This window comes from Proteus sp. HMSC14B05, assembly GCF_001808035.1.
Lineage (GTDB): Bacteria > Pseudomonadota > Gammaproteobacteria > Enterobacterales > Enterobacteriaceae > Proteus > Proteus mirabilis.
Genome location: NZ_KV791966.1, coordinates 15,404 through 39,721, shown reverse-complemented (window position 1 = coordinate 39,721; position 24,318 = coordinate 15,404). Strand labels below are relative to the sequence as shown.

Below are 24,318 nucleotides of genomic sequence, written 5' to 3'. Positions count from 1 at the left end.
CTGAAGGACGGGGTTTTACGGTGCTTTGGATAACCCATAGAGGGGCGTGTCTCCCCCTCTTTTGCCATAACTTTTTAATTATAATATCGCTATCTATTGAATAGTATATCCACCATCAATCACCAGATTATGGCCATTGATCATATCCGCTGCACCGCTTGCTAAAAATACAGCCGCGGCAGCAATCTCTTCTGGCTCAGCAAATCGCCTTGCCGGTATTTGCGCTTTCATCTGTTCACCTTTTTCACCTTCCCAAGCCTTTTTACCTAAATCGGTCATCACAATAGTAGGGGATATCGCATTGATTTGTAGGCCTTTGGGTCCCCACTCTAGCGCCATCACCTTTGTCATATTGATAATGGCGGCTTTACTTGCACAATAGGCAATATGTTCTGGTAAAGCGATAATACCTGCTTGAGAGGCGAGGTTAATTATCTTACCTTGCCCGCGTTGTAGCATATGTTGCCCCACTTGCTGACACAGTAAAAAAGTCCCCGTTAAATTAACTGATAAGGTTTTATTCCAATCTTCAAGAGATAGCGATTCGGCGGGAGCTAAAGCGACAATACCTGCACAATTAACAAGAATATCAATGCGATCGAACTCTTCAATGACTGAGTGTACCGCCTGTTTTACGGACTCTTCACTTGAAACATCACACCAGATCCCCACCGCACTATTTAAACGATGCGCCACTTGCTCAACCTGCTCTGATCTATCCAACAAAGCGACTTTAGCCCCTTTTTCGATAAACATCTGTGCGATAGATAAGCCAATTCCAGCCGCACCACCAGTAATAACAGCCACTTTATTCGAGAGAGTAAAATCAATTTGCGTAGCCATATAACCTCCAGCTTAAAAATAAATAGTCACTCTTTTAAGCATAGCAGATGAAAATTAGGCCTAAGAGGGAAGAGAAAATGATTGAAACGGTCAGAGCGAGCGCTATGCACTCGCACTAACTTAAAAAATTACAGCACGCCTTGCGCTAACATTGCATCAGCAACTTTAACAAAACCTGCAATATTAGCCCCTTGAATATAATTAGTTTGTTTACCTTCACCGCCATAGTTTACACAAGCGTGATGAATATCCAGCATAATATGATGTAAGCGAGCATCAACTTTCTCAGCTTTCCAACTCAAGCGTGCTGCATTTTGCGCCATTTCTAATCCCGAAGTTGCTACCCCTCCAGCGTTAGCGGCTTTACCCGGTGCAAACAAGACTCCCGCCTCAATAAAAGCATCGGTTGCCGCAATGGTCGTTGGCATATTTGCGCCTTCGGCAACAGCTTTAACACCGTTTTTAATTAACACTTTTGCGGCGTCTAAATCTAATTCATTTTGTGTAGCACAAGGTAGTGCAATATCAACAGCGACAGCCCAAGGCTGTTGCCCTTCAAGATAAGTTAAACCAAACTCTTTGGCGTACTCTTCAATACGACCATAATTATTTTTAATTTCAGTTAAGCGAGCCAGTTTTTCGGTTGTAAATCCAGCTTCATCCACCACGGTTCCGCCAGAATCTGAAGCGGTGACCACTTTCGCACCCAGCTCAAGGCATTTTTCAATGGTAAATTGTGCCACATTGCCAGCACCAGAAACGGCTACACGCATTCCCTCAAGGGACATACCGTGACGTTTAAGCATTGCGTTAGTAAAATAGACTAAACCGTACCCTGTGGCTTCTGGGCGGATCAAACTGCCACCAAATGATAAACCTTTACCCGTAAAGACACATTCATTGCTATTCGAGAGCTTTTTCATCATTCCGGCCATAAAGCCAACTTCCCTTGCCCCCACACCAATATCTCCCGCGGGGACATCAGTATCAGCCCCTAAATGACGATAGAGCTCAGTCATTAACGCCTGACAAAAACGCATTACCTCTGCGTGGCTTCTCCCCTTGGGATTAAAATCAGATCCCCCTTTAGCGCCTCCCATCGGCAGTGTTGTCAGTGCATTTTTAAAGGTTTGTTCAAAACCTAAAAATTTTAGAATAGAGAGGTTTACCGATGGATGAAAACGCATTCCACCTTTGTAGGGACCAATAGCAGAGTTAAATTGTACTCGCCATGCGCGATTAACTTGAACTTGTCCTTTATCATCTAACCAACAGACGCGAAACTGAATAATACGTTCAGGCTCAACTAAGCGCTCAAGTAATGATTGTTCACGATATTGTGGATTTTTCTCTAAAAAAGGCCACAGAGTGGTAAAAACTTCACGTACCGCCTGATGGTATTCAGGTTGATGAGCGTTATATTTTTCTACCTCTTCTAAAAACGAAGATAATGAGCCAGATCTATTCATTCAGCTATTCCTTTTTATGTAATGTGATGTTGGCATAACCTCATTTATTCGGAATATTTTTGGGATTTATGTGAGGTTGATATTGTTTTGCCTATTGAATATATCATTAAAATGTATTCCTACTTCAAGACATTTTTTTTATAATTAGACAAAAAAAAAAGCTTGACCTCACTAAAGGCTAATAAAATCAGGATTTTTGGACAAAAAAATACCTGCATAAGCAGGCATTTTTTTTGCTTAAATAATCAGTTGATTACTCTTCATCATCTTTCAGAGGAACAATTAACATATCAACATGAACGGTATTAATTAGTTGACGTGCTGATGACATCAATTTGCTCCAGAAATCTTGGTGATGACCACAAACCACTAAGTCCATATCGTATTTTTTAATCGCATCAACAAGAACTTGGCCTAAATCCCCGCTACCACTGAGTGTTTCTTGGATCTCATAACCTGAGTTATCAGAGAGATCTTTTAGTGCATTACGTGTTTCATCAGTGATGCGTTGTTGCATATCACCAAGGTTAACATCAATTAAACCGGTATACAGATCAGAGTAGTTAACATCAACGTGAATTAAGGAAACTTTGGCATTATAGGGTTTTGCCATAGATACAGCTTTCTGCACCAAGACGTTGCTCTCAGGGGATAAATCAACTGCAACTAGAATATGCTTATAAGCCATCGTAAACTCCTTCCATAAGCTGATTAATCGGTCGGAAAGGCTATTACGCCTATATCCTTTACATTAAATATAACGTTTTATGATGAAAGTTAGATGTTGCCTTGATCACAACTTAGTGCAAATACCATCAAAGAAAGCATCTATCGGTAACAACAATATACACCATTTTAAATAAGTGAGGAGTCGTTCTTCGACAATATCCACATATTAATGTGAATAATGCACAAGGCACAATAAAAACACCCTATTAGAGTTATTTTTTAATCATTTTTTTGAAAAAGCGAACAACTTGAACAACTCGCTTTTATTTCTTGCTTAATATCACCTAGACTTAAATAAGAGAAAAATTAACCTTTCCATGTAAATGCAAAAGGTTTTCTCATCTCAGAATCAGCTATTCTAGGGAGGGGATTATGTTTAGTGTCATTGTTATCTTTTGGGCGTTGTGTATTCTTTGCCTGATTAATATGATGCGTTATTTCTCATCAATTCGGGTATTACTCACCATATTGCGCCAATCTGATCCATTACTTTACCAATCTGTCGATGGGAATGGATTTTTCACTATGCATGGTCAATTTTCAAAACAGTTAAGACTTATTCGATATATAAATCAACGCCAATATACTAACCACCATGATCCTGAAGTGATTATGCGTTGTGAACGGATTTATCGACAATTCTACCTAGTAAGTCGCTTTTGTATTCTTGCTGTAGCAAGCTTGATCGCCATGATTATTTGGTAGGTTTTATAGGGATAAAAAAACGGTGACGAGTTAGTCACCGTTTCTCAATACTATTAGGATGCTTATTATTATCAGCTATTCACCAGCAGTGAAAGTGAAATCCAATAAAGCACACCGGATAAAGCAATACTCACTGGTAATGTTAAGATCCAGGCCAGCGCAATATTTTTCACGGTTTTGGTCTGCACCCCACCACCATCAACAATCATCGTACCTGCAACCGCAGATGATAACACTTGTGTTGTTGATACTGGCATACCTGTATAACTTGCTACACCGATAGAAACTGCAGCAGTTACCTGAGCAGAAACACCTTGCGCATAAGTCATACCTTTTTTACCAATCTTCTCACCGATAGTTACCGCAACGCGTTTCCAACCTACCATTGTCCCGATAGAGAGCGCTAAAGCCACAGAGATAATGATCCAAATTGGTGCATATTCCACTGTATTTAGCAGGTCACGACTCAATGTTTTTAAGAACCGTGCATCTTGGGCGCTAGTTTCTGGTAGTTTAGCAACTTCCGTAGCTGTATCAGCAATACACATCAGTAAGCGACGCATTTGAGCACGCTGGTCTGCACTCAGCTCATCATAAGAGCTAATACCAGACAACATTTGTTCTGTTTGATTGAGAACAATTGGCGTTCTTGCGCTATTACAATGAAAATCCGTGTCGTTAGGATCAGCTTGTGCTGATACTACCGGGGTATTTTCAATCGCATGTTGTAGAGCTGGTTGATGCTTCTCATAATACTGTTGTAAGTGTACAACGGCATCATGAGTTTTAGTGATATCGTATCCGCTAGCATTCATATTGACGACAAACCCTGCTGGGGCGACACCAATTAAAACTAACATGATAAGACCAATACCTTTCTGACCATCATTCGCACCATGTGAGAAACTCACCCCTACCGCAGATAAAATCAGCGCGGTACGAGTCCAAAATGGTGGTTTGCGTTTACCATCTTTTTTCTCACGTTCGGCAGGGGTTAGGTGGATACGACGACGTTTTTTCGTGCCACTCCAATAGCGACGTAACAAGAAAATCATCGCGCCAGCAATCACCAAGCCAATAATTGGGGAAAGGATAAGAGAAAGGAAGATACTGATCATTTTAGGTATGTTTAATGCATCAACGATTGACGAGTCTGTCACGATAGCATTTGTTAAACCAATACCAATGATAGCACCTATCAGCGTATGTGAACTGGATGCTGGAATACCGAAATACCATGTACCTAAGTTCCAGATAATGGCAGCTAACAGCAACGAAAAAACCATGGCAAGGCCATGAGCCGAGCTCACATTTAGCAGAAGATCTGTCGGTAATAAGTGAACAATAGCGTAAGCCACGCTCAATCCACCGAGCAAAACTCCAAGGAAGTTAAATACACCCGCCATCACGACCGCAAATTGCGCACGCATAGCACGAGTATAAATAACAGTTGCTACCGCATTTGCGGTATCATGAAAGCCATTAATGGCTTCATAAAATAGCACGAAAATCAGTGCTAAAACCAACATTAAACCTGTATGAAATTCCAGGTCAGTAAACAAATGTAGCATAGACGTTAAGCCAGTTAGTTGGACATGAACGCGGCGCATTATCAGCGACAAATGCGAACGGTGGAAGCGAAATTTAACCTTTTTTTGATTTGATAACCAAGGAAAATGACGGGTTTTTAAGATAATTCCTTATATATCATTTAATTAATAAACATAAAAAAAAAGTAAATTTCTGATAAATTTTTTGCTTGCAAATACGAATTTAGGTGAAAAATACAGATTTCTCCATATAATTCTACAAAATACTCTGATTTTACACGAAGATCACTGATTAAGTAGTCAGAGACAACCAAGAACGAGACATCATTGTGGGATCATTCGATACAGTTATTATAGGTGCAGGGGCCGCTGGACTTTTTTGTGCCTCTTTAGCAGGACAAGCGGGATTATCTGTTTTAGTTTTAGATAATGGCAAAAAAGCCGGCAGAAAAATTTTAATGTCTGGTGGTGGACGTTGCAATTTTACCAATATGTATATCGAGCCATCAGCTTACTTATCCGATAATCCTCATTTTTGTAAGTCAGCACTTGCTCGCTATACACAATGGGATTTTATCGAGTTAGTACAAAAGCACCATATTGCTTACCACGAAAAGACATTAGGGCAATTATTTTGTGATGATTCTGCCCAGCAAATTGTTGATTTATTACTCGCAGAATGCCATGAAGGAAAAGTAAGTATTCGCTTACGTAGTGAGGTGACTCAAATAGAGAAAACCGCCGAAGGCTTTACTCTTTTGGTAGGAGGGAAAACAATAACCGCCTCCTCTGTAGTAATTGCCAGCGGAGGACTTTCAATGCCCGGTTTAGGTGCCACCCCTTTTGGCTATAAAATTGCGCAACAATTTGGCCTTAATGTATTGCCCACTCGTGCAGGCTTAGTCCCTTTTACATTACACAAGCCACAACTTGAACAACTCAGCCCGCTCTCTGGTGTGGCGATCCCTGCTATTGTCACCGCTGAAAATGGCACCCAATTTAAAGAGAATATTCTTTTTACTCATCGTGGGCTTTCCGGTCCTGCTATTTTACAAATCTCTAGTTATTGGCATCCGGGAGAGAATGTGAGCATTAACTTACTTCCTGACACGGATTTGGAAGGCTATTTACAAGAAAAACGACAAGCACAGCCAAATCAATTATTAAAAAATACACTTTCTCGCCTACTACCGAAGCGTTTTATAGAGATAATGATTGAAAATAATCAACTGCCTGATACCTCACTGGCTCAACTTAGCAATGAACGTATTACACAAATAACGACGTTGCTACAAGCATGGCTTGTTTTACCTAATGGTACAGAAGGTTATCGCACTGCAGAAGTCACCCTAGGTGGTGTTGATACCCGTAATCTCTCCTCTAAAACGATGGAAGCGACAAAGATAACAGGTCTCTATTTTATTGGTGAAGTGGTTGATGTCACAGGTTGGTTAGGAGGATATAACTTCCAATGGGCATGGAGCTCTGCTTATGCCTGTGCCCAAGCATTGATCTCTCGACACATGACTAAGTAGGCGCGTTATTTTTATAAATAACCACACAAAGTATAGGCTAACTTATTGGTTATAATAATTTTTTTAAAAACAAAATAAAATAACTCGTTAATCAGTGAGTTAACGAAATTGGCATTATTTTTTCTGTTTTGATTAAAAAAAACACTTTACAAATGATAGTGAGAACTATTATCATTAAGTCACTTTCAGATGCACCACCTTCAGGGTCATATGAAAGAACGACATTGCTCACATTGCTTCCAGTGTTTTACTTTAGCCAGCCGGGTGCTGGCTTTTTCTTTTTGTTAGAATGGACAAAATATCAACATCCATATAATAAATATATATATATTTCAATAACTTTATGCTCATTATCTATGAATAGATATGATATTAAAAAATTTTAGAAACCAGTGAAATAGGTAAAGAAAGAGGCCATATTTTTATATCTTTTATTCTTGATTTTTCTAATAACGAAAAACTAATTTAGGCTAATTACCTAATTTTTAGTATAAAAATGAATGTGTATACATTTTATCATATTATTATTATGATATTTCTTCTTATACAACATTAGTGCTCATTCATTAATAAATATAAAAACCAATAAAAACAAGAAGATAAATATGCTAAATAAAAATGATAAAGATCAGCTAATTAAAAATAATAAATATAAGAATATAAAGTTTAATGTAAAATGTAACATTCAAGTTATTTTATTTATTTCATTGATTTCATTAGTTTTTATCAACAACGAAAACTTACCTCTAAAATATAAAATTGCACTTAGCGGTGGGATGATATCTTTTATCTATATATTTAGCGCATACCATTCATTTGGTAGTCTATATCTAGCAAACAAAATAACATATGTATTTATAAAAATAAAAATAAAAAAACTAATCACTTACATTTTCAGAAAGTAATAATCTAAACTTATTTAGCGATTATTTTTACTTCAGAGCTAGTTAAAAGAAAAGATAAGAAGCCCCCTCCTGAAAGAAGTTTCAATTAATACCTAAGTAATAGTAGCCTCATACTTTATATATGCACAGTATCAACTCAATGCTCCCTTATTCAAATTATTTGGATCCTCAGATTAAATTCCTCCGCTTTTTTACTTAGCTTAATTGCGTAAACTGTGTTCAACAACTTCAGAGAAGGAAACACATTATGATTTATTTACGCAAAGCAAATGAAAGAGGCCACGCTAATCATGGTTGGCTAGATAGCTGGCATACCTTCTCTTTCGCAAGCTATTACGATGCTAACTTTATGGGATTTTCCGCCTTACGCGTCATTAATGAAGATAGAGTGATGCCCGGTGAGGGTTTTGGTACCCATCCTCATAAAGATATGGAAATTTTAACCTATGTGCTTGAAGGTAATATTGAGCATAAAGATAGTATGGGTAATAAAGAAAATGTACCCGCCGGTGAATTTCAAATAATGAGCGCAGGTACAGGTATCACTCATTCCGAGTACAACCCAAATAGTGATAAAGGCCTGCATTTTTATCAAATTTGGATCATGCCTGATACCACCGGTATTACACCACGTTACGATCAACGTCGTTTTAATACCACAGAGAGTAAACAGCTTATTTTGTCACCAGATGCACGTGATGGCTCGTTAAAAGTGTTCCAAGATATGACGCTGTGGCGTTGGAACCTAAAAAAAGGAGAAGAGGCACAATATCAGCCAGAAGCAGGAAGAAATGTTTGGTTGCAAGTCGTTAAAGGAAAGATAGCAATTAATGACATTATTGCGACCACCAGTGATGGCATCGCCATCGCGAATGAAGATATTATCTATTTCGTTGGTGATGAAGACAGTGAAGTCTTGCTGTTTGACTTACCTCCTGTAACAGCATAGTTGGGCTACCAACCTAAAGCCACTTTTTCTCAAACAATTTATTTCACTTTGTTTTCTTGTTAACTCCCTGAGATGTCTTTCATCTCAGGGAATTTTTTATCAATAAAACCAATAACTAGCGTTTAGGGCCCACTTTTGTTAACGCTTGCCCTACTGGCGTATCAGTATATTTATCAAAGTTTTTCACAAAGCGATCAGCAAGATCGTCCGCTTTAACATCCCATTGTGCTTTATCCGCATAGGTGTCTCGAGGATCTAAAATTTCGCTATTAACGCCAGGAAGCGCTGTTGGGATCGCCAAATTAAATACAGGCAGAGTTTGAGTCTCCGCTTTATCAATATCACCATTTAAAATGGCATCAATTATCGCTCGAGTATCTTTAATTGAAATACGTTTGCCCGTACCATTCCAGCCCGTATTCACTAAGTAAGCTTGTGCTCCACAAGCCTGCATACGTTTTACTAGCACTTGAGCATATTGTGTTGGATGGAGTGATAAAAATGCTGCCCCAAAACACGCAGAGAACGTCGGTGTTGGCTCTGTCACACCACGCTCTGTTCCAGCAAGTTTCGCAGTAAAGCCTGATAAGAAGTGATATTGAGTTTGCTCGGGTGTTAAACGAGCTACCGGAGGTAGCACCCCAAAGGCATCGGCAGTTAAGAAAATGACTTTTTTAGCATGACCCGCTTTCGATACCGGTTTGACAATATTATCAATATGATAGATTGGATAAGATACACGGGTATTTTCTGTTTTTGAGCCGTCATCAAAATCAACACTACCATCTGCTAATACCACGACATTTTCTAATAAGGCATCACGTTTAATGGCACCGTAAATATCTGGCTCAGCTTCTTTTGATAGATGGATAGTTTTAGCGTAACAACCTCCTTCAAAGTTGAATACACCATCATCATCCCAGCCATGTTCATCATCACCAATCAGTTTACGCTTAGGATCTGTTGATAATGTCGTTTTACCTGTCCCTGACAAACCAAAGAAAATGGCTACATCACCACTTTCGCCAACGTTTGCCGAACAGTGCATAGAAGCAATACCCTTTAATGGCAGGAAGTAGTTCATCATAGAGAACATACCTTTTTTCATCTCTCCGCCATACCAAGTACCACCAATTAACTGAATGCGTTCAGTTAAGTTGAAAGCAACGAAATTTTCAGAGTTTAATCCCTGCGCTTTCCAATTTGGATTGGTACATTTAGCACCGTTCATCACAATAAAGTCAGGTGTAAAATTTTCTAACTCTTCTTGCGTAGGGCGAATAAACATATTCTTAACAAAATGCGCCTGCCAAGCCACTTCGGTGATAAAACGCACTTTTAATCGCGTATCTGCATTAGCACCACAAAAGGCATCAACGACAAACAAACGTTTGCCTGATAGCTGCTCAGTAACTAATGATTTTAAATCAGCCCATACTTGCGGTGAGAGTGGTTTATTATCATTTTTACCTTTGCCCTGATCAGCCCACCACACAGTATCACGAGTAACATCATCACGAACAATGTATTTATCTTTCGGAGAACGTCCAGTAAAAATCCCCGTATCAACAGCAATAGCGCCTAACGAGGTTAATGTGCCTTTCTCATAACCTGTTAATCCTGGCTTAGTTTCTTCTTCAAATAATAAGTCATAGCTAGGGTTATAAATGACTTCACTAATGTCATGAATACCGTACTGCTCGAGATCCTTAGGGGTAAGACCTTTAACGTTCATAGTTTTGCTCCTGATAAATAGGCTTTTCTATGAGCATTATTAAGGTGTTACAACTAATTAACAGCGATTGTTATCAATATTTTGAAAATTTATATTTTTTTATGTTAATAACGAGAACTAATGCACAAATCTACAGAAAAATTGTTGAATAAAAAAGGACGCAAAATAGCGTCCTTTAGGGTGATTTACGTTGCTAAATCGAATCAGTGCAAATTAGAGCTAGATAATTTATTGATATTATTAATATCTTCTTCAGTGAAGATATAATGAGCACCGCAATATTCACACTCCATATCAATTTTACCTTGTTCTTGTAACAGATGAGCTACATCTTCTTTAGATAATGTTACTAATGTATCTTCACAACGTTTACGAGAGCACGTGCAATGGAATGCTATCGGTTGTGGATCATATAATGTCACATCTTCTTCATGATATAAGCGATGTAAAATCTCTTTAGTATCAAGTGTAAACAGCTCTTGAGCTTTAATGGTGTGCGTAAGTTGTGTTAATAGCTCAAAGTGTTCTGCTGTCTCATCAGCACTATGTTCTGCACTCGCAGGTAAGGCTTGTAATAACATACCTGCCCCCGCCGCTTTTCCATCTTGCAGACCTGTGCGGATAAAGACACGGGTAGGTAACTGCTCTGATTGATTAAAGTAGTTATCAATACAAGCTTCTATCGTTTCACCATCCAACGCTACAATACCTTGGTAACGCTCACCTTTTTTAGGTGTGATGGTAATAACCATAAAGCCATTGCCCATCATCTCTTTTAAGCTGCTACCGGCTTTAACATCATCACTAAAACGTGCAACACCGCGCATCTGTTGTTCATTATTGCCGTTAATAACCACTAATCGTACTGGGCCATCACCTTGTAATTGAACGGTAATATCACCATCAAATTTCAGCGTAGCTGTTAACAAACTTGTCGCGACCAATAAATCACCTAACAGGTGTTGAACTGGCTCAGGATAATGATGATTTTCAAGTATTGATTGATAGGTTTCCGTTACGGTAACTAATTCACCACGTACCGCGCTTTTTTCAAATAAAAAGCGTGATAAAGCGTCTTTTTTAGACATAATCTTCTCTCATTGCTGGGGAGCGGTTTAATCCGATCCTGGTAAATTTGTCTGTTTCAAGCGAAGTAAGGTGCGTCTTTCCTTTTTATCAGGTCGACGTTCGGGATGAGGCATCGTTAACGCATTCATTTTTCTTGCTAGAGCGATTTTTTCTCTCTTGGCAATACTCTCTGGTGTTTCACAATAGAGCAATTGTGCTTGGGCCGCCCCTAGGCGCTGTGCACTCACCATTAAGACTGTAACTGTCCGTTCATCATTACCTTGTCGTAAGCGTATTTCAGCCCCAACTTCAACATTTTTACTTGGCTTGCCTCGCACACCATTGTAATGGACTTTACCCCCTTCAATCATAGTGCGAGCAATGGCACGCGTTTTATAAAAACGTGCAGCCCAAAGCCATTTATCTAAACGGACAGCGCTTTCTTGCGATGGTTGACTCATCCCTTTCTCTCCTTAACTTCAACTTCTTCATGAAGGCGATAGAGTAAACACATTGCCTTCCACAACAAGGAACTTACTGAGGAGGGCGATAAAAACAGTGCTCGTAATATTGACTGATTTTATGCATGCGTTGATTATTTTGTCGCCGGCGCCGGATGATAAAAAATAAATTCAGGATCAAAAATCCAATAGCGAAGAATAATAATAACGTATTACCGATATAATATAACAGGGTCATTGAGTCAGGCATGCTATGCAAAAAGATTTGTAACGTGCCATTCGCATCAATTACCATCCCCGTTATTACACCTCCAGTATTAAAAGGTGTGTGTAATAAAATATCAGATAATCGCTGTAATTCTCGCCATTGCTCTAATGGTGTAGGTTCAAATACAGAATTGGTATTTGAAGCATAATCAACGAGCTGTTTTCTTTCATCACTGATTAAAAGCACACCACCCGGTGGTGGACTATTTAACAGTATTGCGGCCTTATCTATTTCTCGGTAGATAAAAGATGATGTGGTGGTGTCAACGAGCTTTTCCAAGGCCTCAGCGCTAACAGCACGTAATAAAACATTGGTTCCTGTTAATTTGCCACTTTCTGCACGTTGAACTAATGATGGCCAATCATTGACATTACTTAGGTTTACCAAGGCCATTTTAAGCCGAATACATTCATTTTCTCTCGGGCATAAATCTTGTGTTTTCAAGATAATGCCATCAAAATTATCCAAAAGATTCATGCCAGATTTAGTAATAGCTTGACCTAAGCTTGGGTTTACACGGTTGTTAGATACGGGGTGTAGCTGCTCTTCAACCAAATATAATAATGCTGCCGCTTTTTCAATCGTACTAGACTCAGGCATTGGCATTGGGTTGCTGTTGTTCCAATAAATCCCCGAACAATCAAAAGGTGCAAATATTGTTTTATTATTCTTACTGGAAAGGTTTGGAGGCATATAACACATTCCGACACCTTTGGCCTGAATAATATCCCCTACATGCAGCTTGGCCGTTTCTAACTCCGTAAAGTTAGTCACTAAATGAGGTTCACTCTCTTTTATCCATGAAAAAGTTAACTTCATTGATAATGATAACGGTTGATAGAGATACAGCATACCTATAATAAATAGGCTACAAACAACAAAGATAATATTTTTAATGTAACGCTTATACGGATAGTTTTTTTCTTCATCATGCAATGATAAATAAGGCCCTTGCTTGATAACATGATGATTAGGATACATTTCTAAATAGGTCACCTTATCAATATCATTTTGAATATAAGGTTCCCAATGTGGAGGATAAACTAAATCAATTCCCCCCAACGAAATATTTTTTACCTGCCCATGATCAAAATTACCAAACAGTCCCCAGCGTTTTAAACGCCCTTTAAAACAGTGTACTTCTTGTTTTCGTGATTTGATGATGGGTCGATAAATAAGAAACAAGCCTAAAACAAGAAAAGTCCCTCCCGCAGCCATTATCCAAGGGAGAAAGACTTGTGGCATCATTAATGCCGTTAACCATAAGATTAACCCTAAGCAAATTAACGAGCCATTCCAAAAACCTGAAGAATGATGTAACCGATACTCTTCGTTGGTTTCTTGGCGAATATGTAATAAATGCGCCGCATCACCTTCATTTTTCTGGATAGTGGAAGTGCCATTTGACAGTATGGGTTCAGAAAGTTGTTTTAAACTTAACGCAGAAAAATGTGATTTTTCATCTTTAAGAAAATGGCCATTCACACCAATGACAATGGGGATAGAAGGAGTACAAACGACATCGAGGACATTTTCTTGTTGCAGATAAGGCACCAGTAATGGAGGAATATGGATCTCTACCGCATCAATGTAATAGCGCCAATGATTGAGCCCCTCTGATGATCCCGCAAACCGGTTAACAATATTACGCAGTGTCGTAACGACTTCACCTTTAGTGGGTATTTCAGGAAAGTTTTGTAACGAATACCCAGAAGAAAACTTAGAGGTGCCAAAATAGGACAAATAGTCACTAATTACCCCATAATCATCTTGTGTTAGTTTACGGTAAGTCGGTTTGGCGAGGGATGGAAGATGATATGAGCCATCAAGCCGCCTTCTTTTAAAGAATAGAAAGGCGGCCATTATAAATAGGCTAATCATGAAGATAGCCAATATAATGACTGATAATCTCATTTTTTCCCCATACTCATGCTGGTGTTGCTTAGTAACAATAACAAATTTGAAATGCCACCTAACATAAGGCAATTCCTATTCTTTAGTTCTATTTTTTTATTAAAATACAATGAATTATATTTGTGTTGTTGCGTTATAATTTATATATATTATCAATTTTATATCCGCCAACCATGCCATTTTCAGATAAAATAGCGCATCAATAAATAATAATACTCCCAAAAAATCAATCAATAACTGGGTTTAGTAGCGGAGTGTACTCAATTTTCACTAAAAAGCTAAATCTAATTGTTGGATTTATTTTATCATTAATGTGTTAAATTCAGGTTAATCTCTATTCCTATCAGGGGCTGTTATGAAAGAACTAAAAAAACCGAATATACTCAATATTGATAACATTGCCCGTTCTCGGTTATTTCAGATCCAATCCGTTAATCTGGAATTTAGCAACGGCGAAAAACGTATTTATGAACGAATGAAACCCGCTAACCGGGAAGCGGTAATGATAGTCCCTATCATCAATGATGACCTGATCCTTATTCGTGAATATGCTGTTGGCATCGAAAATTATGACTTTGGTTTTCCCAAAGGGGCTATTGATGCGGGTGAAACCCCTTTACAAGCGGCTAATCGTGAATTAAAAGAAGAAATCGGCTATGGTGCCGGCTCTTTAACCGAAATAGCCAAACTGTCTATGGCGCCTTCTTATTTTTCCAGCAAAATGAACATTGTTATTGCTCAAGATCTCTATCCTGAACAATTAGTAGGCGATGAGCCAGAGCCGTTAATTCAAATACGCTGGCCTATCGCCAAGATGATGGACTTATTAGATCATCCCGACTTTACCGAAGCTCGTAATGTCAGTGCACTCTTTTTAGCACAACGTTATTTGCAACAAGTTTGTCCAAAATAATAATTGGCTCGCGATATCCAGATAAAATTAAGGCCACCAAATAGGGAGGCCTTGATATCTATCGTCTCTTTTTATTAGAAAATAGCGTGTTACCACGCTTTCACCGCATCACCTTTATAAACTTCTTGCGCTTTTTGCAAAATTTCATCACTTTGGAAAACCGCGACGAGTTTTTTTAATCGTTCGTTATCTTTGTCTATGGCTCTGGCAACAATCAAATTAACATAAGGAGAATCGGTATTTTCCATAAATAAACCATCTCGTTTGGCTAATAATCCCACTTGTGAAGAGAAGTTATTATTGATGATGGAAAGGTAAATATTAGGATCACTTAACGTCCGAGTTAGTTGTGGTGTATCAATTTCTGCAAATTTAAGTTTCTTAGGGTTTTCAATAATATCAAGTGTCGTTGGTAAATACCCCACCCCATCTTTTAATTTAATCAATCCTTGAGCCTGCAGTAATAATAAACTACGACCTAGGGTGGTTGCTTCATTAGAAATGGCGACGGTAGCACCATCAGGAAGCGCCTCTATGGTTTTGATTTTATTTGAATAAGCTGCAATAGGAAAAATAAACGTTTTACCTATGATTTCAAATTGATAACCACGCTCTTTGCTTTGAGCTTCGTAGTAAGGTACGGTTTGGAACGCATTCACATCAACATCATTATTACGCAAAGCTTCATTAGGTAACACGTAGTCATTAAAGGTGATCACCTTGATATCTAATCCCTGCTTTTCTTTTGCCAGCTTAACAACTTCATCCCAAATTTGCTGATCTGGCCCTGTATTTATTGCCACTTTTAACGGTTTGTCACCTTCATCTGGTGAGCAAGCGGTTAAAACCAATGAAGTACAGGCCAAAAGCACCACTAATAATAATTTTCTCATCTTCTCTCCAATAATCGACCATGTCATTCTTATTATTTATAACTTATTGTTATTATTAAGTTTAATGTTTTTATTATGCTATCAAGGGGACTACTTATACTATATGCCAACATGCATTTAGACATCTAGACGTTTAGATAGTTATTTATAACGGGAAAGAGTGGAGAGATCAAAATAGATTTACACACAAAACATGAAATATTTTCATGTTGGAAGATGAGATGTATCTATATCTATTTATTAGATAACAAAAAGCGGGAGAAACAATCTGTTATCCCGCTTTAGTTATTCGTTAGATCGCTATTTAATCTAACTTTTTGTTTATTATATTAATCAAAATAGCTCGTTAGATTCGCCATTATCCTCAAAGATCCGTGTACCCACTTCACTTTTTGCTTTTTCTGTTGGCTGAGTGCCTTCAATAAAATACTCTTTCATTGATGGGCCATCTCCCGCCAACTTACCGGTATTGCGATCTATTTGAACGGCAACAACGCCTTTTGGCATCGGCATCATTTGTACCGGAACACCTTCTAAAGCAACTTTCATAAAGTCATTCCAAATAGGTTGTGCCGTTTTGGCACCCGCTTCACCACCCGTTGCGGCAGTTCGCCCTAAATTGCGACTACTATCATCAAAACCAATCCATGCAGTCGCCACAATATTAGCACCATATCCAGAGAACCAAGCATCTTTAGAGCTATTGGTCGTTCCTGTCTTACCACCGATATCTTGACGTTTTAAATCTCGCAATGCACGCCATCCTGTACCAGACCATCCCGGCTCACCAACGAGATTGGTTCTTAACGCATCATGCATTAGAAACGCCAGTGGCGTACTTATCACATGAGGAGCATATGGGCTTTCTTTGACTGTTTCAGCAAGAGGAGCTTGCTCTAACTCAATATCAGGCGCCGTTTCTGCCGGTTGCGCTTGCTGAGATTGTGCGACGTTTTCCATATAATCATCAGATAATGCAATAGAGCGCGTAGTATCACCATAAATTACGGGGATATCGGTACATTCAGGACAAGCGACTTTCGGCTCAGCAGTAAAGATCACTTCACCATCAGCATTTTCAATACGCTGAATAAAATATGGCTCAATGAGATACCCACCATTTGCCATTACCGCAAAACCTCGAGCCATTTGCATTGGTGTAAATGAAGGTGAGCCTAAAGCTAATGACTCTGTTCTATCTATATTTTGATTAGGAAAACCAAAACGCAATAGATAATCTGCAGCGTAATCAACCCCCATCGCCCGCATAGCGCGCACCATAACTACGTTTTTAGATTGACCTAAACCTTGACGTAAACGAATAGGCCCTGCGTAAGTAGGTGGTGAGTTTTTAGGGCGCCAATCAGTTCCAGCTCCCGCATCCCAACGACTAATAGGTAAGTCATTTAGTAATGTCGATAATGTTAACCCTTTATCTAATGCTGCCGCATATAAGAAAGGTTTGATATTTGAACCAACTTGACGTAACGATTGAGATACGCGATTAAACTTACTCAATTCAAAATCAAAACCTCCCACCAGCGCAATAATACCGCCATTAAGTGGATCTAATGCGACAAAAGCTGCATTAACCTCAGGAAGCTGTGCTAATAACCAATCGTTTTCACTATTTTGTCGTACCCAAATTTGCTCACCAGCATGTACAACAGCATCAACTTTGCTCGGCGTGGCCCCTTGAGCCGTATCAGAAATAAATTTACGCGCCCAACGAACCGCTTTTAAATCGAGTGTTATTTTATCGCCATTTTTTAATACCACCTGAGCTTCTTTAGCATCAGCGGATAACACAACAGCGGGGATTAATGGGCCATAAGTCTGTATACCCTTTAGCTTATCGTTAATGGCTTTATCATCCCAAGGAGTTTGCCCTGCATGCCACAGCACCTCTTGAGCACCGCGATAGCCATGGCGCATATCATAATCAATAACATTATTACGTAGCGCTTGTTCAGCGGCTAATTGATCTTTACGGATAACTGTAGTGTAAATTTTATAACCATCCGTATAGGCATTTTCGCCATAGCGCTGATACATCTCCATTCTGACCATTTCAGTCAAATAAGGCGCTGAAAAATCAATTTGTGGGGCGTGATATTTAGCAACAATAGGCTCAGCTTTAGCACTGTCATACTCTTCGCGGGTAATATAGTTCTCTTCCAACATGCGTTGTAACACTAAATTACGGCGTTTTAAGGCACGATCATACGAATAAAGTGGGTTTAGTGTCGAAGGGGCTTTAGGTAAACCTGCAATAACAGCCATCTCACTTAAGCTAAGATCATGCACACTTTTACCAAAGTAAACATATGCAGCAGCACCCACACCATAAGCGCGATTTCCTAGATAAATTTTATTGAGATAAAGTGCCAAGATCTCATCTTTAGTAAGCTCTTTCTCAATACGGATAGCCAAAAAGGCTTCTTTGATTTTACGCATTAATTTCTTCTCAGGTGTTAAGAAGAAATTACGCGCTAATTGTTGCGTGATGGTACTGGCACCTTGCGATGCTTGCCCCGATGTTAACGCAACAACAACAGCACGAGAGATGCCAATAGGGTCAATACCATGATGTTCACGAAAACGCGTATCTTCAGTGGCAATAAAGGCATTAATTAATTGCGGAGGCATCTCCTGCAAGGTAAGAGGCAAACGACGTTTTTCGCCATATTGCGCCATTAACTCTCCGTCTGCGCTAAAGACCTGCATAGGAGTTTGTAAACGAACATCTTTTAATGTCGCGACATCGGGTAGTTGAGGCTCGACATATTTATACATGCCATATATCGAGGCTGCTCCCAAAATTATGCAAGCAAAAACGAAGATGAAAAAATATTTTAAGAACTTCACCTTAAATTTCCCATGTAATGTGAATTGGGCAGTTTATAAACAAACAGTGCGTAGTATAAAGGTAACGCCTCTTGGAAAATAGGCTATTACACATTCAATAGATATGGATATCATTTATGAAAACAGATAATTATCAGATTGGTATTGAAATTAATATCAATCATATCAATGCCGTTTTAGTATTTCAGCAGAATAAGCAATGGAAGATCAATGCATTTTGGCAATTCCCTTTACCTCTTAATGATAATATAGATGATATAAATTTAAGAACTATCTTAAAACGATGGCAACAATCTCTACCGCCAATCAACCGTATTGCATTGGCATTACCCGATACAGTGGCAAGTTATCATACCATTGCCTTATCTAACCTGATTTCCCTGACACCAGCAGCCTATTATCGATTAGCACAACTCCGAGCCACATCTCATCAACAAGTCACCAAACAAGCGGTACAATTCGATTATCGGCAACATAACCAACATCTCGCCATCCATTTACATAACAAGACACTGATAGAGACTTATATTGCCTTATTCGCCAAAATAAACTTAACCATCACTGCGATTGATATTCCAGCTTGTGCGTTGCGTTATGTTGCCACACATCTCAACATATCGCCTCACAACATATTAATTTTTTGTCAAAATAATCAATTGCTTTGGGTTTGTGCAGATAAAGAGATGCCCCATTACGGTACTCTTTCTTATCAAGACCACCAAGAGCAAGAAAAACAATTACAGCAATTACTCATCAAGCATCATTGGCCACAGGAGCAATGTTACTTCTCAGGTGACAATGCAGAATACTTTCGCCAACAAATGCCTATTTGGCCAACCCAAAAAGAGCGGCTATTTATGTCTATACCGCCCAAAAAGACGCTACCTCTAATTGCCATTGGTTTAGCTTTGCGTCCTTGGGAGACAGCATGTATCAAATAAATTTTCTTCCTTGGCGTCAAGCCTTATATCGACATCAAGCACAACGGTGGCTTTATTGGAGCATGATACTCGTTGTTATTACATTCAGTGCTTGCGGTTACTACGCTTATTATTTAGTACAACAAGTAAAAACACTCTCACTTTTACAATCACAATATCAAAAACGTGAGTACTCACTACAAAAGCAATATCACAATGACCAACATGAACAGAAAGTCACCCGCTTATATCAACAGCGTTATTGGCATTATTATCAACATTGGCTTCACTATTTAAATTACCTCGCTTTCTTTCAAGCACTAGAAACACTGCTCCCTACGGAAGGTTATATCGCGCAGTTTTCTGAAAATGATGCAACATTTTCGCTTCAGGTGCGGCTTCCTTGTGAGCAGGCACTTACTTTTATATCTAAAGTTAACCAACACCCCAACCTGACATCATTAACACTCTCCTCTTTTCAACAGAGCAAACAAGATCCCCGTTACAGCGAAATAAGGTTTTCTGGTAAGTGGCAGAGTTGGCAATATCAAGTATCTCAACATAGGCATAGCGAACAGGATGTCGATAACAATGAAAATAAAGACTAATTGGGTAATTTATTTCGCCCTTTTACCTTTTTGGCAAAAGGCACTCTTAAGTTTAGCCCCTTCTATAATAGTGAGTTTGTTATGTTATTTATTCAGCTTTTCGGGCTATCAGCAGGACATAACTGCGCAACAACAGCTCATTAGCCAACACCAAACGCAGATACAACAACTGCAGTCGATATTGCATTCGTCTCCTGCTATAGCCTTATTAAAAACGTTACAAAATGACTATAAACTTCCACCACAAACAGGCTCAGCCTATCAGCGTTTACAACAGATAATCGATAACCATCACTTGATACCTCATAGTTGGCAACATAGTGTCGATAATAGTTTTAAGCTACGTTTTTCACTCTCTTACTCACAATTACTAACGTTATTAGCGCATCTACATCAAGCAGGTTGCGCTCTTTCTGCACTGCTCATTTCGCCTATCCCCCCTGATTTACTCTCAGTTGAATTGAATTTAGTCGACATAACGACACCAAATGTTCTAGCGCCTTTGAAGTCAGAGTGAAATATTATGAAAAGCGTCTTTTTTTATTTGCTGTTACTACTATCTATCTTGTGCTTTGCTGGTTTTGCTCAATCCAGAGATCCTTTTTATCCAGAACAACCTATTGATAGTAATAACACTCACCATTTCATTGATAAAACAGATAATAGTGAAACTCTTCAACACCAAAACAGCACATTACACCATCGTATCTACCCACTACAGTATGCTGATGTAACCACCGTGGCACAGCAGTTAACGAACTATGGAATTTCATTACTCAGTGATCATGGACGAATAGCCATAGATAAAGATTCAAATAGCTTATCCATTATTGATACAGAAAAAGCACATACTGAAATTTCTGATTGGTTAAAAATTAAAGAAACACCACAGCAACAGGTGCATATTACCGCACATATCATCAGTAGCAGTCAGGATGCGTTAAATGAGTTAGGAACGCAGTGGGGATTACTCAATATGAAATCGACAAATTTAGAAGGTACATCAAACAATACTACAACACCCCATAACATAGCATCAGCGCCGCTCACAGCACCTTCTCTTGCCGCATTGGCACTGCATCAAAAAACAAAAAACCCCTTACATTACATAGCCTTTAATATCGCCAGAATTAATAGTCGTCTTTTAGAATTAGAACTAAGCGCCTTAGAACAAGAGAAACAACTCGCCATTATTGCCAGTCCTCGATTAACGGCTGCACATGAAAAAACGGCATCTATCAAGCAAGGAACCGAAATTCCCTATGTCAGCAGAGATAACGACACCATCCGAGTTGAATTTAAAGAGGCTGTTTTGGGGATGGAAGTAACGCCGATCATTCAAAGAAGCAATAAAATTAGATTGCTATTAAAAATTAGTCAAAACACACCAGGTATTGCCTTAGTACAAGGAGGTAGTGAACACCTTTCAATAGATAAACAAGAAATAATGACAGAAGTTACTATTCATGATGGTGAGACTCTGATGTTAGGAGGAATATTTCAACAAAAGCAGCAACAGCATGCAGCAAAAATTCCTTTTTTATCTTCACTGCCATTACTAGGGATACTTTTTAGCCATAAGCGTGACCAACATAGTCGTCATGAATTGGTTATTTTTATTACACCCAAATTAATCTAATTTTCTTAGTGTGATTTGTTTTTTTATTATAATACAAACAATTACCTTATTTCTGCCAAGATAAAACTGTAAGTTATTCATTGTTTTTTCTTATAATCTCTATTTATAGATTTGACGCTGAGGACGATTTAGCTTACAAGGGTTAGCTAATTGAGTGGGCCTGAAACATCACAACGATAATACGGATACATTTTATGCACTTCCTCTTTCTTGGAGGTAGGGCTTTTTATATGTAATATTGATCAACTGATGACAGAAAAGACAAAGTGATCAGATGCGGTTTTCCGGCTAAATTGTGTTAGAATCTCCGCATTGCCAACAAAGATAATATAATTTTTATAGGTCATATCTTGTTATGTACTGTAGGCAAAGGGATTTTTATCCTGTGTTGTCGCTTGCGACAACACGTGGTTATTTAATAGCGTTCTACTGAAAAAACTCAGTTTTAATATGAGAGTAGATACACACGTTATCAGGCGTGAATGAAATAAACACTCATAAATTTCAGTTTAGGTCCCGTCGCTGAATGAATTTGGCGGGGCGGGTTATCATTAACGAATATCTTAGTAATACCAAAAACATGGCAGAGAAACGTAATATCTTTCTGGTTGGGCCTATGGGTGCCGGCAAAAGCACTATTGGTCGTCAGTTAGCTCAACAACTTAGTATGGAATTTTATGATTCCGATCAGGAAATTGAGCGACGTACAGGTGCAGATGTAGGTTGGGTATTTGATGTAGAAGGCGAAGAAGGCTTCCGTCAACGTGAAGAAAAAATAATCAACGAACTTACTGAAAAGCAAGGCATTGTACTAGCTACAGGTGGTGGTTCGGTGAAATCAAGAGAAACCCGTAACCGACTATCAGCACGCGGTGTTGTTGTTTATTTAGAAACCAACATTGAAAAACAACTTGCTCGTACTCAGCGAGATAAAAAACGTCCTTTATTGCAAGGTGTTGAACCCGTACGTGATGTACTGGAAACCCTCGCAGAAGAGCGTAATCCTCTTTACGAAGAGATTGCTGATATCACCATTCATACTGATGATCAGAGTGCAAAAATCGTTGCAAATCAAATTATTGAATTATTAGAGAAAAACTAATAAATTCTTTAGATGAGATGAAAGTAAAGACTACTTGAAGAAGGCCGTTGCTATGGAAAAAATCACTGTGACTTTAGGTGAAAGAAGCTATCCCATTACCATTGCTTCTGGCCTTTTTCACCAGCCTGAAACCTTTTTACCTTTAAAAAAAGGGCAACAAGTGATGATTGTCACAAATGTGACACTTGCGCCGCTCTATCTAGACAAGGTAACAAACACCTTAGAACAACAAGGTGTTTTGGTTGATAGCGTGATTTTACCTGATGGGGAACAGTATAAATCCCTGACGGTAATGAATGATGTCTTTACTGCATTATTAGAAAAAAATCACAATCGAGATACAACACTGCTTGCACTAGGGGGTGGTGTTATTGGTGACTTAACAGGCTTTGCGGCTGCAAGTTATCAACGTGGTGTACGTTTTATTCAAGTTCCTACTACGTTATTATCACAGGTCGATTCTTCTGTCGGTGGAAAAACAGCAGTTAACCATCCACTGGGTAAGAATATGATTGGTGCTTTCTATCAACCGGCATCTGTTGTTATCGATCTCGATTGTCTTGCAACGCTTCCTCCTCGTGAGTTGTCATCAGGCTTAGCGGAGGTGATTAAATATGGCATTATTTTAGATAAAGACTTCTTTATCTGGCTTGAAAACAATATTGATAAACTGATAGCGCTTGAACCTAAAGCCATGGCTTACTGTATTCGCCGTTGCTGTGAACTTAAGGCACAAGTAGTCGCAGCAGACGAAAAAGAGACGAGTGGTCTACGAGCTTTACTTAATTTAGGTCATACTTATGGTCACGCAATTGAAGCACATATGGGATATGGTGTGTGGCTACATGGTGAAGCTGTCGCTGCGGGTATGGTTATGGCGGCTAAAACCGCACAAGATTTGGGTCAATTTACTCAGGCAGAAACTCAGCGAGTGATCCAATTACTTAAAAAAGCAAATCTTCCCGTCAATGGCCCTGATGAGATGCAACCTGAAGACTATTTACCTCATATGATGCGAGATAAAAAAGTTTCCGCGGGTAAATTGCACCTTGTATTACCAAAAGGTATCGGTCAATCAGAACTACGTGCGGATATATCTCGCGAACAAGTGTATAAAGCGATAACATCATGCATTAATGCAAATTAAGCATACCATCACCTAACGAGAGATAAACTGGAAAGTCTATTTAAGGAAAATTCTGGTTAATAATCTCAAATGTGACGTTTCAGAAAAAGCGTTTCAT

The 24,318-nt window shown here is 38.8% G+C and carries 20 protein-coding genes; 10 read left to right on the top strand and 10 right to left on the bottom strand.

Annotated elements, in window-relative coordinates; translation table 11 throughout:
• Positions 1 to 93 precede the first annotated feature (93 nt).
• From HMPREF3129_RS02275 to uspA, 3 genes are all read right to left on the bottom strand, one after another.
• A complete protein-coding gene (locus HMPREF3129_RS02275; RefSeq protein ID WP_004246663.1) occupies positions 94 to 843 on the bottom strand; it encodes an SDR family oxidoreductase in 750 nt (249 codons plus the stop codon).
• Between the two features lie 128 nt (positions 844 to 971).
• The gene (gdhA, locus tag HMPREF3129_RS02270; protein ID WP_004246662.1) at positions 972 to 2,312 is read right to left on the bottom strand and encodes an NADP-specific glutamate dehydrogenase; all 1,341 of its coding nucleotides are present in this window, start codon (positions 2,310 to 2,312) and stop codon (positions 972 to 974) included.
• Between the two features lie 253 nt (positions 2,313 to 2,565).
• A complete protein-coding gene (gene uspA, locus HMPREF3129_RS02265) occupies positions 2,566 to 3,000 on the bottom strand; it encodes a universal stress protein UspA (protein ID WP_004246661.1) in 435 nt (144 codons plus the stop codon).
• A gap of 413 nt (positions 3,001 to 3,413) precedes the next feature.
• On the opposite strand from uspA, the gene uspB reads away from it, so the two are divergent.
• Positions 3,414 to 3,746 (top strand): universal stress protein UspB, encoded by a 333-nt coding sequence (gene uspB, locus HMPREF3129_RS02260; protein WP_004246660.1) that lies wholly within the window; start codon positions 3,414 to 3,416, stop codon positions 3,744 to 3,746.
• Between the two features lie 71 nt (positions 3,747 to 3,817).
• Here the strand turns inward: uspB and pitA are convergent, their stop codons facing one another.
• Positions 3,818 to 5,317: an inorganic phosphate transporter PitA gene (pitA, locus tag HMPREF3129_RS02255; RefSeq protein WP_004246659.1), complete on the bottom strand. Its 1,500-nt coding sequence runs from the start codon at positions 5,315 to 5,317 to the stop codon at positions 3,818 to 3,820.
• 308 nt (positions 5,318 to 5,625) lie between these two features.
• Between pitA and HMPREF3129_RS02250 the strand changes: the two genes are divergently transcribed.
• The gene (locus HMPREF3129_RS02250; RefSeq protein ID WP_004246658.1) at positions 5,626 to 6,831 is read left to right on the top strand and encodes a BaiN/RdsA family NAD(P)/FAD-dependent oxidoreductase; all 1,206 of its coding nucleotides are present in this window, start codon (positions 5,626 to 5,628) and stop codon (positions 6,829 to 6,831) included.
• 1,152 nt (positions 6,832 to 7,983) lie between these two features.
• A complete protein-coding gene (locus tag HMPREF3129_RS02240) occupies positions 7,984 to 8,685 on the top strand; it encodes a pirin family protein (RefSeq protein ID WP_004246656.1) in 702 nt (233 codons plus the stop codon).
• A 115-nt stretch (positions 8,686 to 8,800) separates the two neighbouring features.
• On the opposite strand, the gene pckA is transcribed toward HMPREF3129_RS02240, so the two are convergent.
• From pckA to umoB, 4 genes are all read right to left on the bottom strand, one after another.
• A complete protein-coding gene (gene pckA, locus HMPREF3129_RS02235; protein WP_004246655.1) occupies positions 8,801 to 10,420 on the bottom strand; it encodes a phosphoenolpyruvate carboxykinase (ATP) in 1,620 nt (539 codons plus the stop codon).
• A gap of 203 nt (positions 10,421 to 10,623) precedes the next feature.
• Positions 10,624 to 11,508: an Hsp33 family molecular chaperone HslO gene (hslO, locus tag HMPREF3129_RS02230; protein WP_004246652.1), complete on the bottom strand. Its 885-nt coding sequence runs from the start codon at positions 11,506 to 11,508 to the stop codon at positions 10,624 to 10,626.
• Positions 11,509 to 11,535: 27 nt separating this feature from the next.
• Entirely contained in the window at positions 11,536 to 11,949 is a 414-nt protein-coding gene (gene hslR, locus HMPREF3129_RS02225; RefSeq protein ID WP_004246651.1) for a ribosome-associated heat shock protein Hsp15, read from the bottom strand.
• A 73-nt stretch (positions 11,950 to 12,022) separates the two neighbouring features.
• Positions 12,023 to 14,131: a flagellar biogenesis regulator UmoB gene (umoB, locus tag HMPREF3129_RS02220; RefSeq protein WP_017827151.1), complete on the bottom strand. Its 2,109-nt coding sequence runs from the start codon at positions 14,129 to 14,131 to the stop codon at positions 12,023 to 12,025.
• A gap of 355 nt (positions 14,132 to 14,486) precedes the next feature.
• On the opposite strand from umoB, the gene nudE reads away from it, so the two are divergent.
• Positions 14,487 to 15,044 carry an ADP compounds hydrolase NudE gene (nudE, locus tag HMPREF3129_RS02215; protein WP_036919365.1) on the top strand — a complete coding sequence of 186 codons (558 nt, stop codon included), beginning with the start codon at positions 14,487 to 14,489 and terminating at the stop codon, positions 15,042 to 15,044.
• An 89-nt stretch (positions 15,045 to 15,133) separates the two neighbouring features.
• Here the strand turns inward: nudE and HMPREF3129_RS02210 are convergent, their stop codons facing one another.
• Together HMPREF3129_RS02210 and mrcA are read right to left on the bottom strand one after the other, a co-directional pair.
• Positions 15,134 to 15,937 carry a MetQ/NlpA family ABC transporter substrate-binding protein gene (locus HMPREF3129_RS02210; RefSeq protein ID WP_004249852.1) on the bottom strand — a complete coding sequence of 268 codons (804 nt, stop codon included), beginning with the start codon at positions 15,935 to 15,937 and terminating at the stop codon, positions 15,134 to 15,136.
• Positions 15,938 to 16,270: 333 nt separating this feature from the next.
• Positions 16,271 to 18,805, bottom strand: a complete 2,535-nt coding sequence (gene mrcA / locus HMPREF3129_RS02205; RefSeq protein ID WP_012368592.1) for a peptidoglycan glycosyltransferase/peptidoglycan DD-transpeptidase MrcA — start codon at positions 18,803 to 18,805, stop codon at positions 16,271 to 16,273.
• Between the two features lie 116 nt (positions 18,806 to 18,921).
• Here mrcA and HMPREF3129_RS02200 point away from each other — a divergent pair, with 116 nt between their 5' ends.
• From HMPREF3129_RS02200 to aroB, 6 genes are all read left to right on the top strand, one after another.
• Entirely contained in the window at positions 18,922 to 19,746 is an 825-nt protein-coding gene (locus HMPREF3129_RS02200; RefSeq protein ID WP_036919369.1) for a type IV pilus biogenesis protein PilM, read from the top strand.
• A complete protein-coding gene (locus HMPREF3129_RS02195) occupies positions 19,734 to 20,333 on the top strand; it encodes a PilN domain-containing protein (protein ID WP_004246641.1) in 600 nt (199 codons plus the stop codon). The genes HMPREF3129_RS02200 and HMPREF3129_RS02195 overlap by 13 nt, the downstream gene beginning before the upstream one ends.
• Positions 20,317 to 20,850: a hypothetical protein gene (locus HMPREF3129_RS02190; RefSeq protein WP_036919372.1), complete on the top strand. Its 534-nt coding sequence runs from the start codon at positions 20,317 to 20,319 to the stop codon at positions 20,848 to 20,850. Before HMPREF3129_RS02195 ends, HMPREF3129_RS02190 begins: the two co-directional genes overlap by 17 nt.
• Before the next feature lie 6 nt (positions 20,851 to 20,856).
• Complete coding sequence (locus tag HMPREF3129_RS02185) at positions 20,857 to 21,972, top strand: secretin N-terminal domain-containing protein (protein WP_004249992.1); 1,116 nt, start codon at positions 20,857 to 20,859, stop codon at positions 21,970 to 21,972.
• A gap of 580 nt (positions 21,973 to 22,552) precedes the next feature.
• Positions 22,553 to 23,074 (top strand): shikimate kinase AroK, encoded by a 522-nt coding sequence (gene aroK, locus HMPREF3129_RS02180; protein WP_012368596.1) that lies wholly within the window; start codon positions 22,553 to 22,555, stop codon positions 23,072 to 23,074.
• 52 nt (positions 23,075 to 23,126) lie between these two features.
• Positions 23,127 to 24,221 carry a 3-dehydroquinate synthase gene (aroB, locus tag HMPREF3129_RS02175; protein ID WP_004249857.1) on the top strand — a complete coding sequence of 365 codons (1,095 nt, stop codon included), beginning with the start codon at positions 23,127 to 23,129 and terminating at the stop codon, positions 24,219 to 24,221.
• The last annotated feature ends 97 nt before the right edge of the window (positions 24,222 to 24,318 follow it).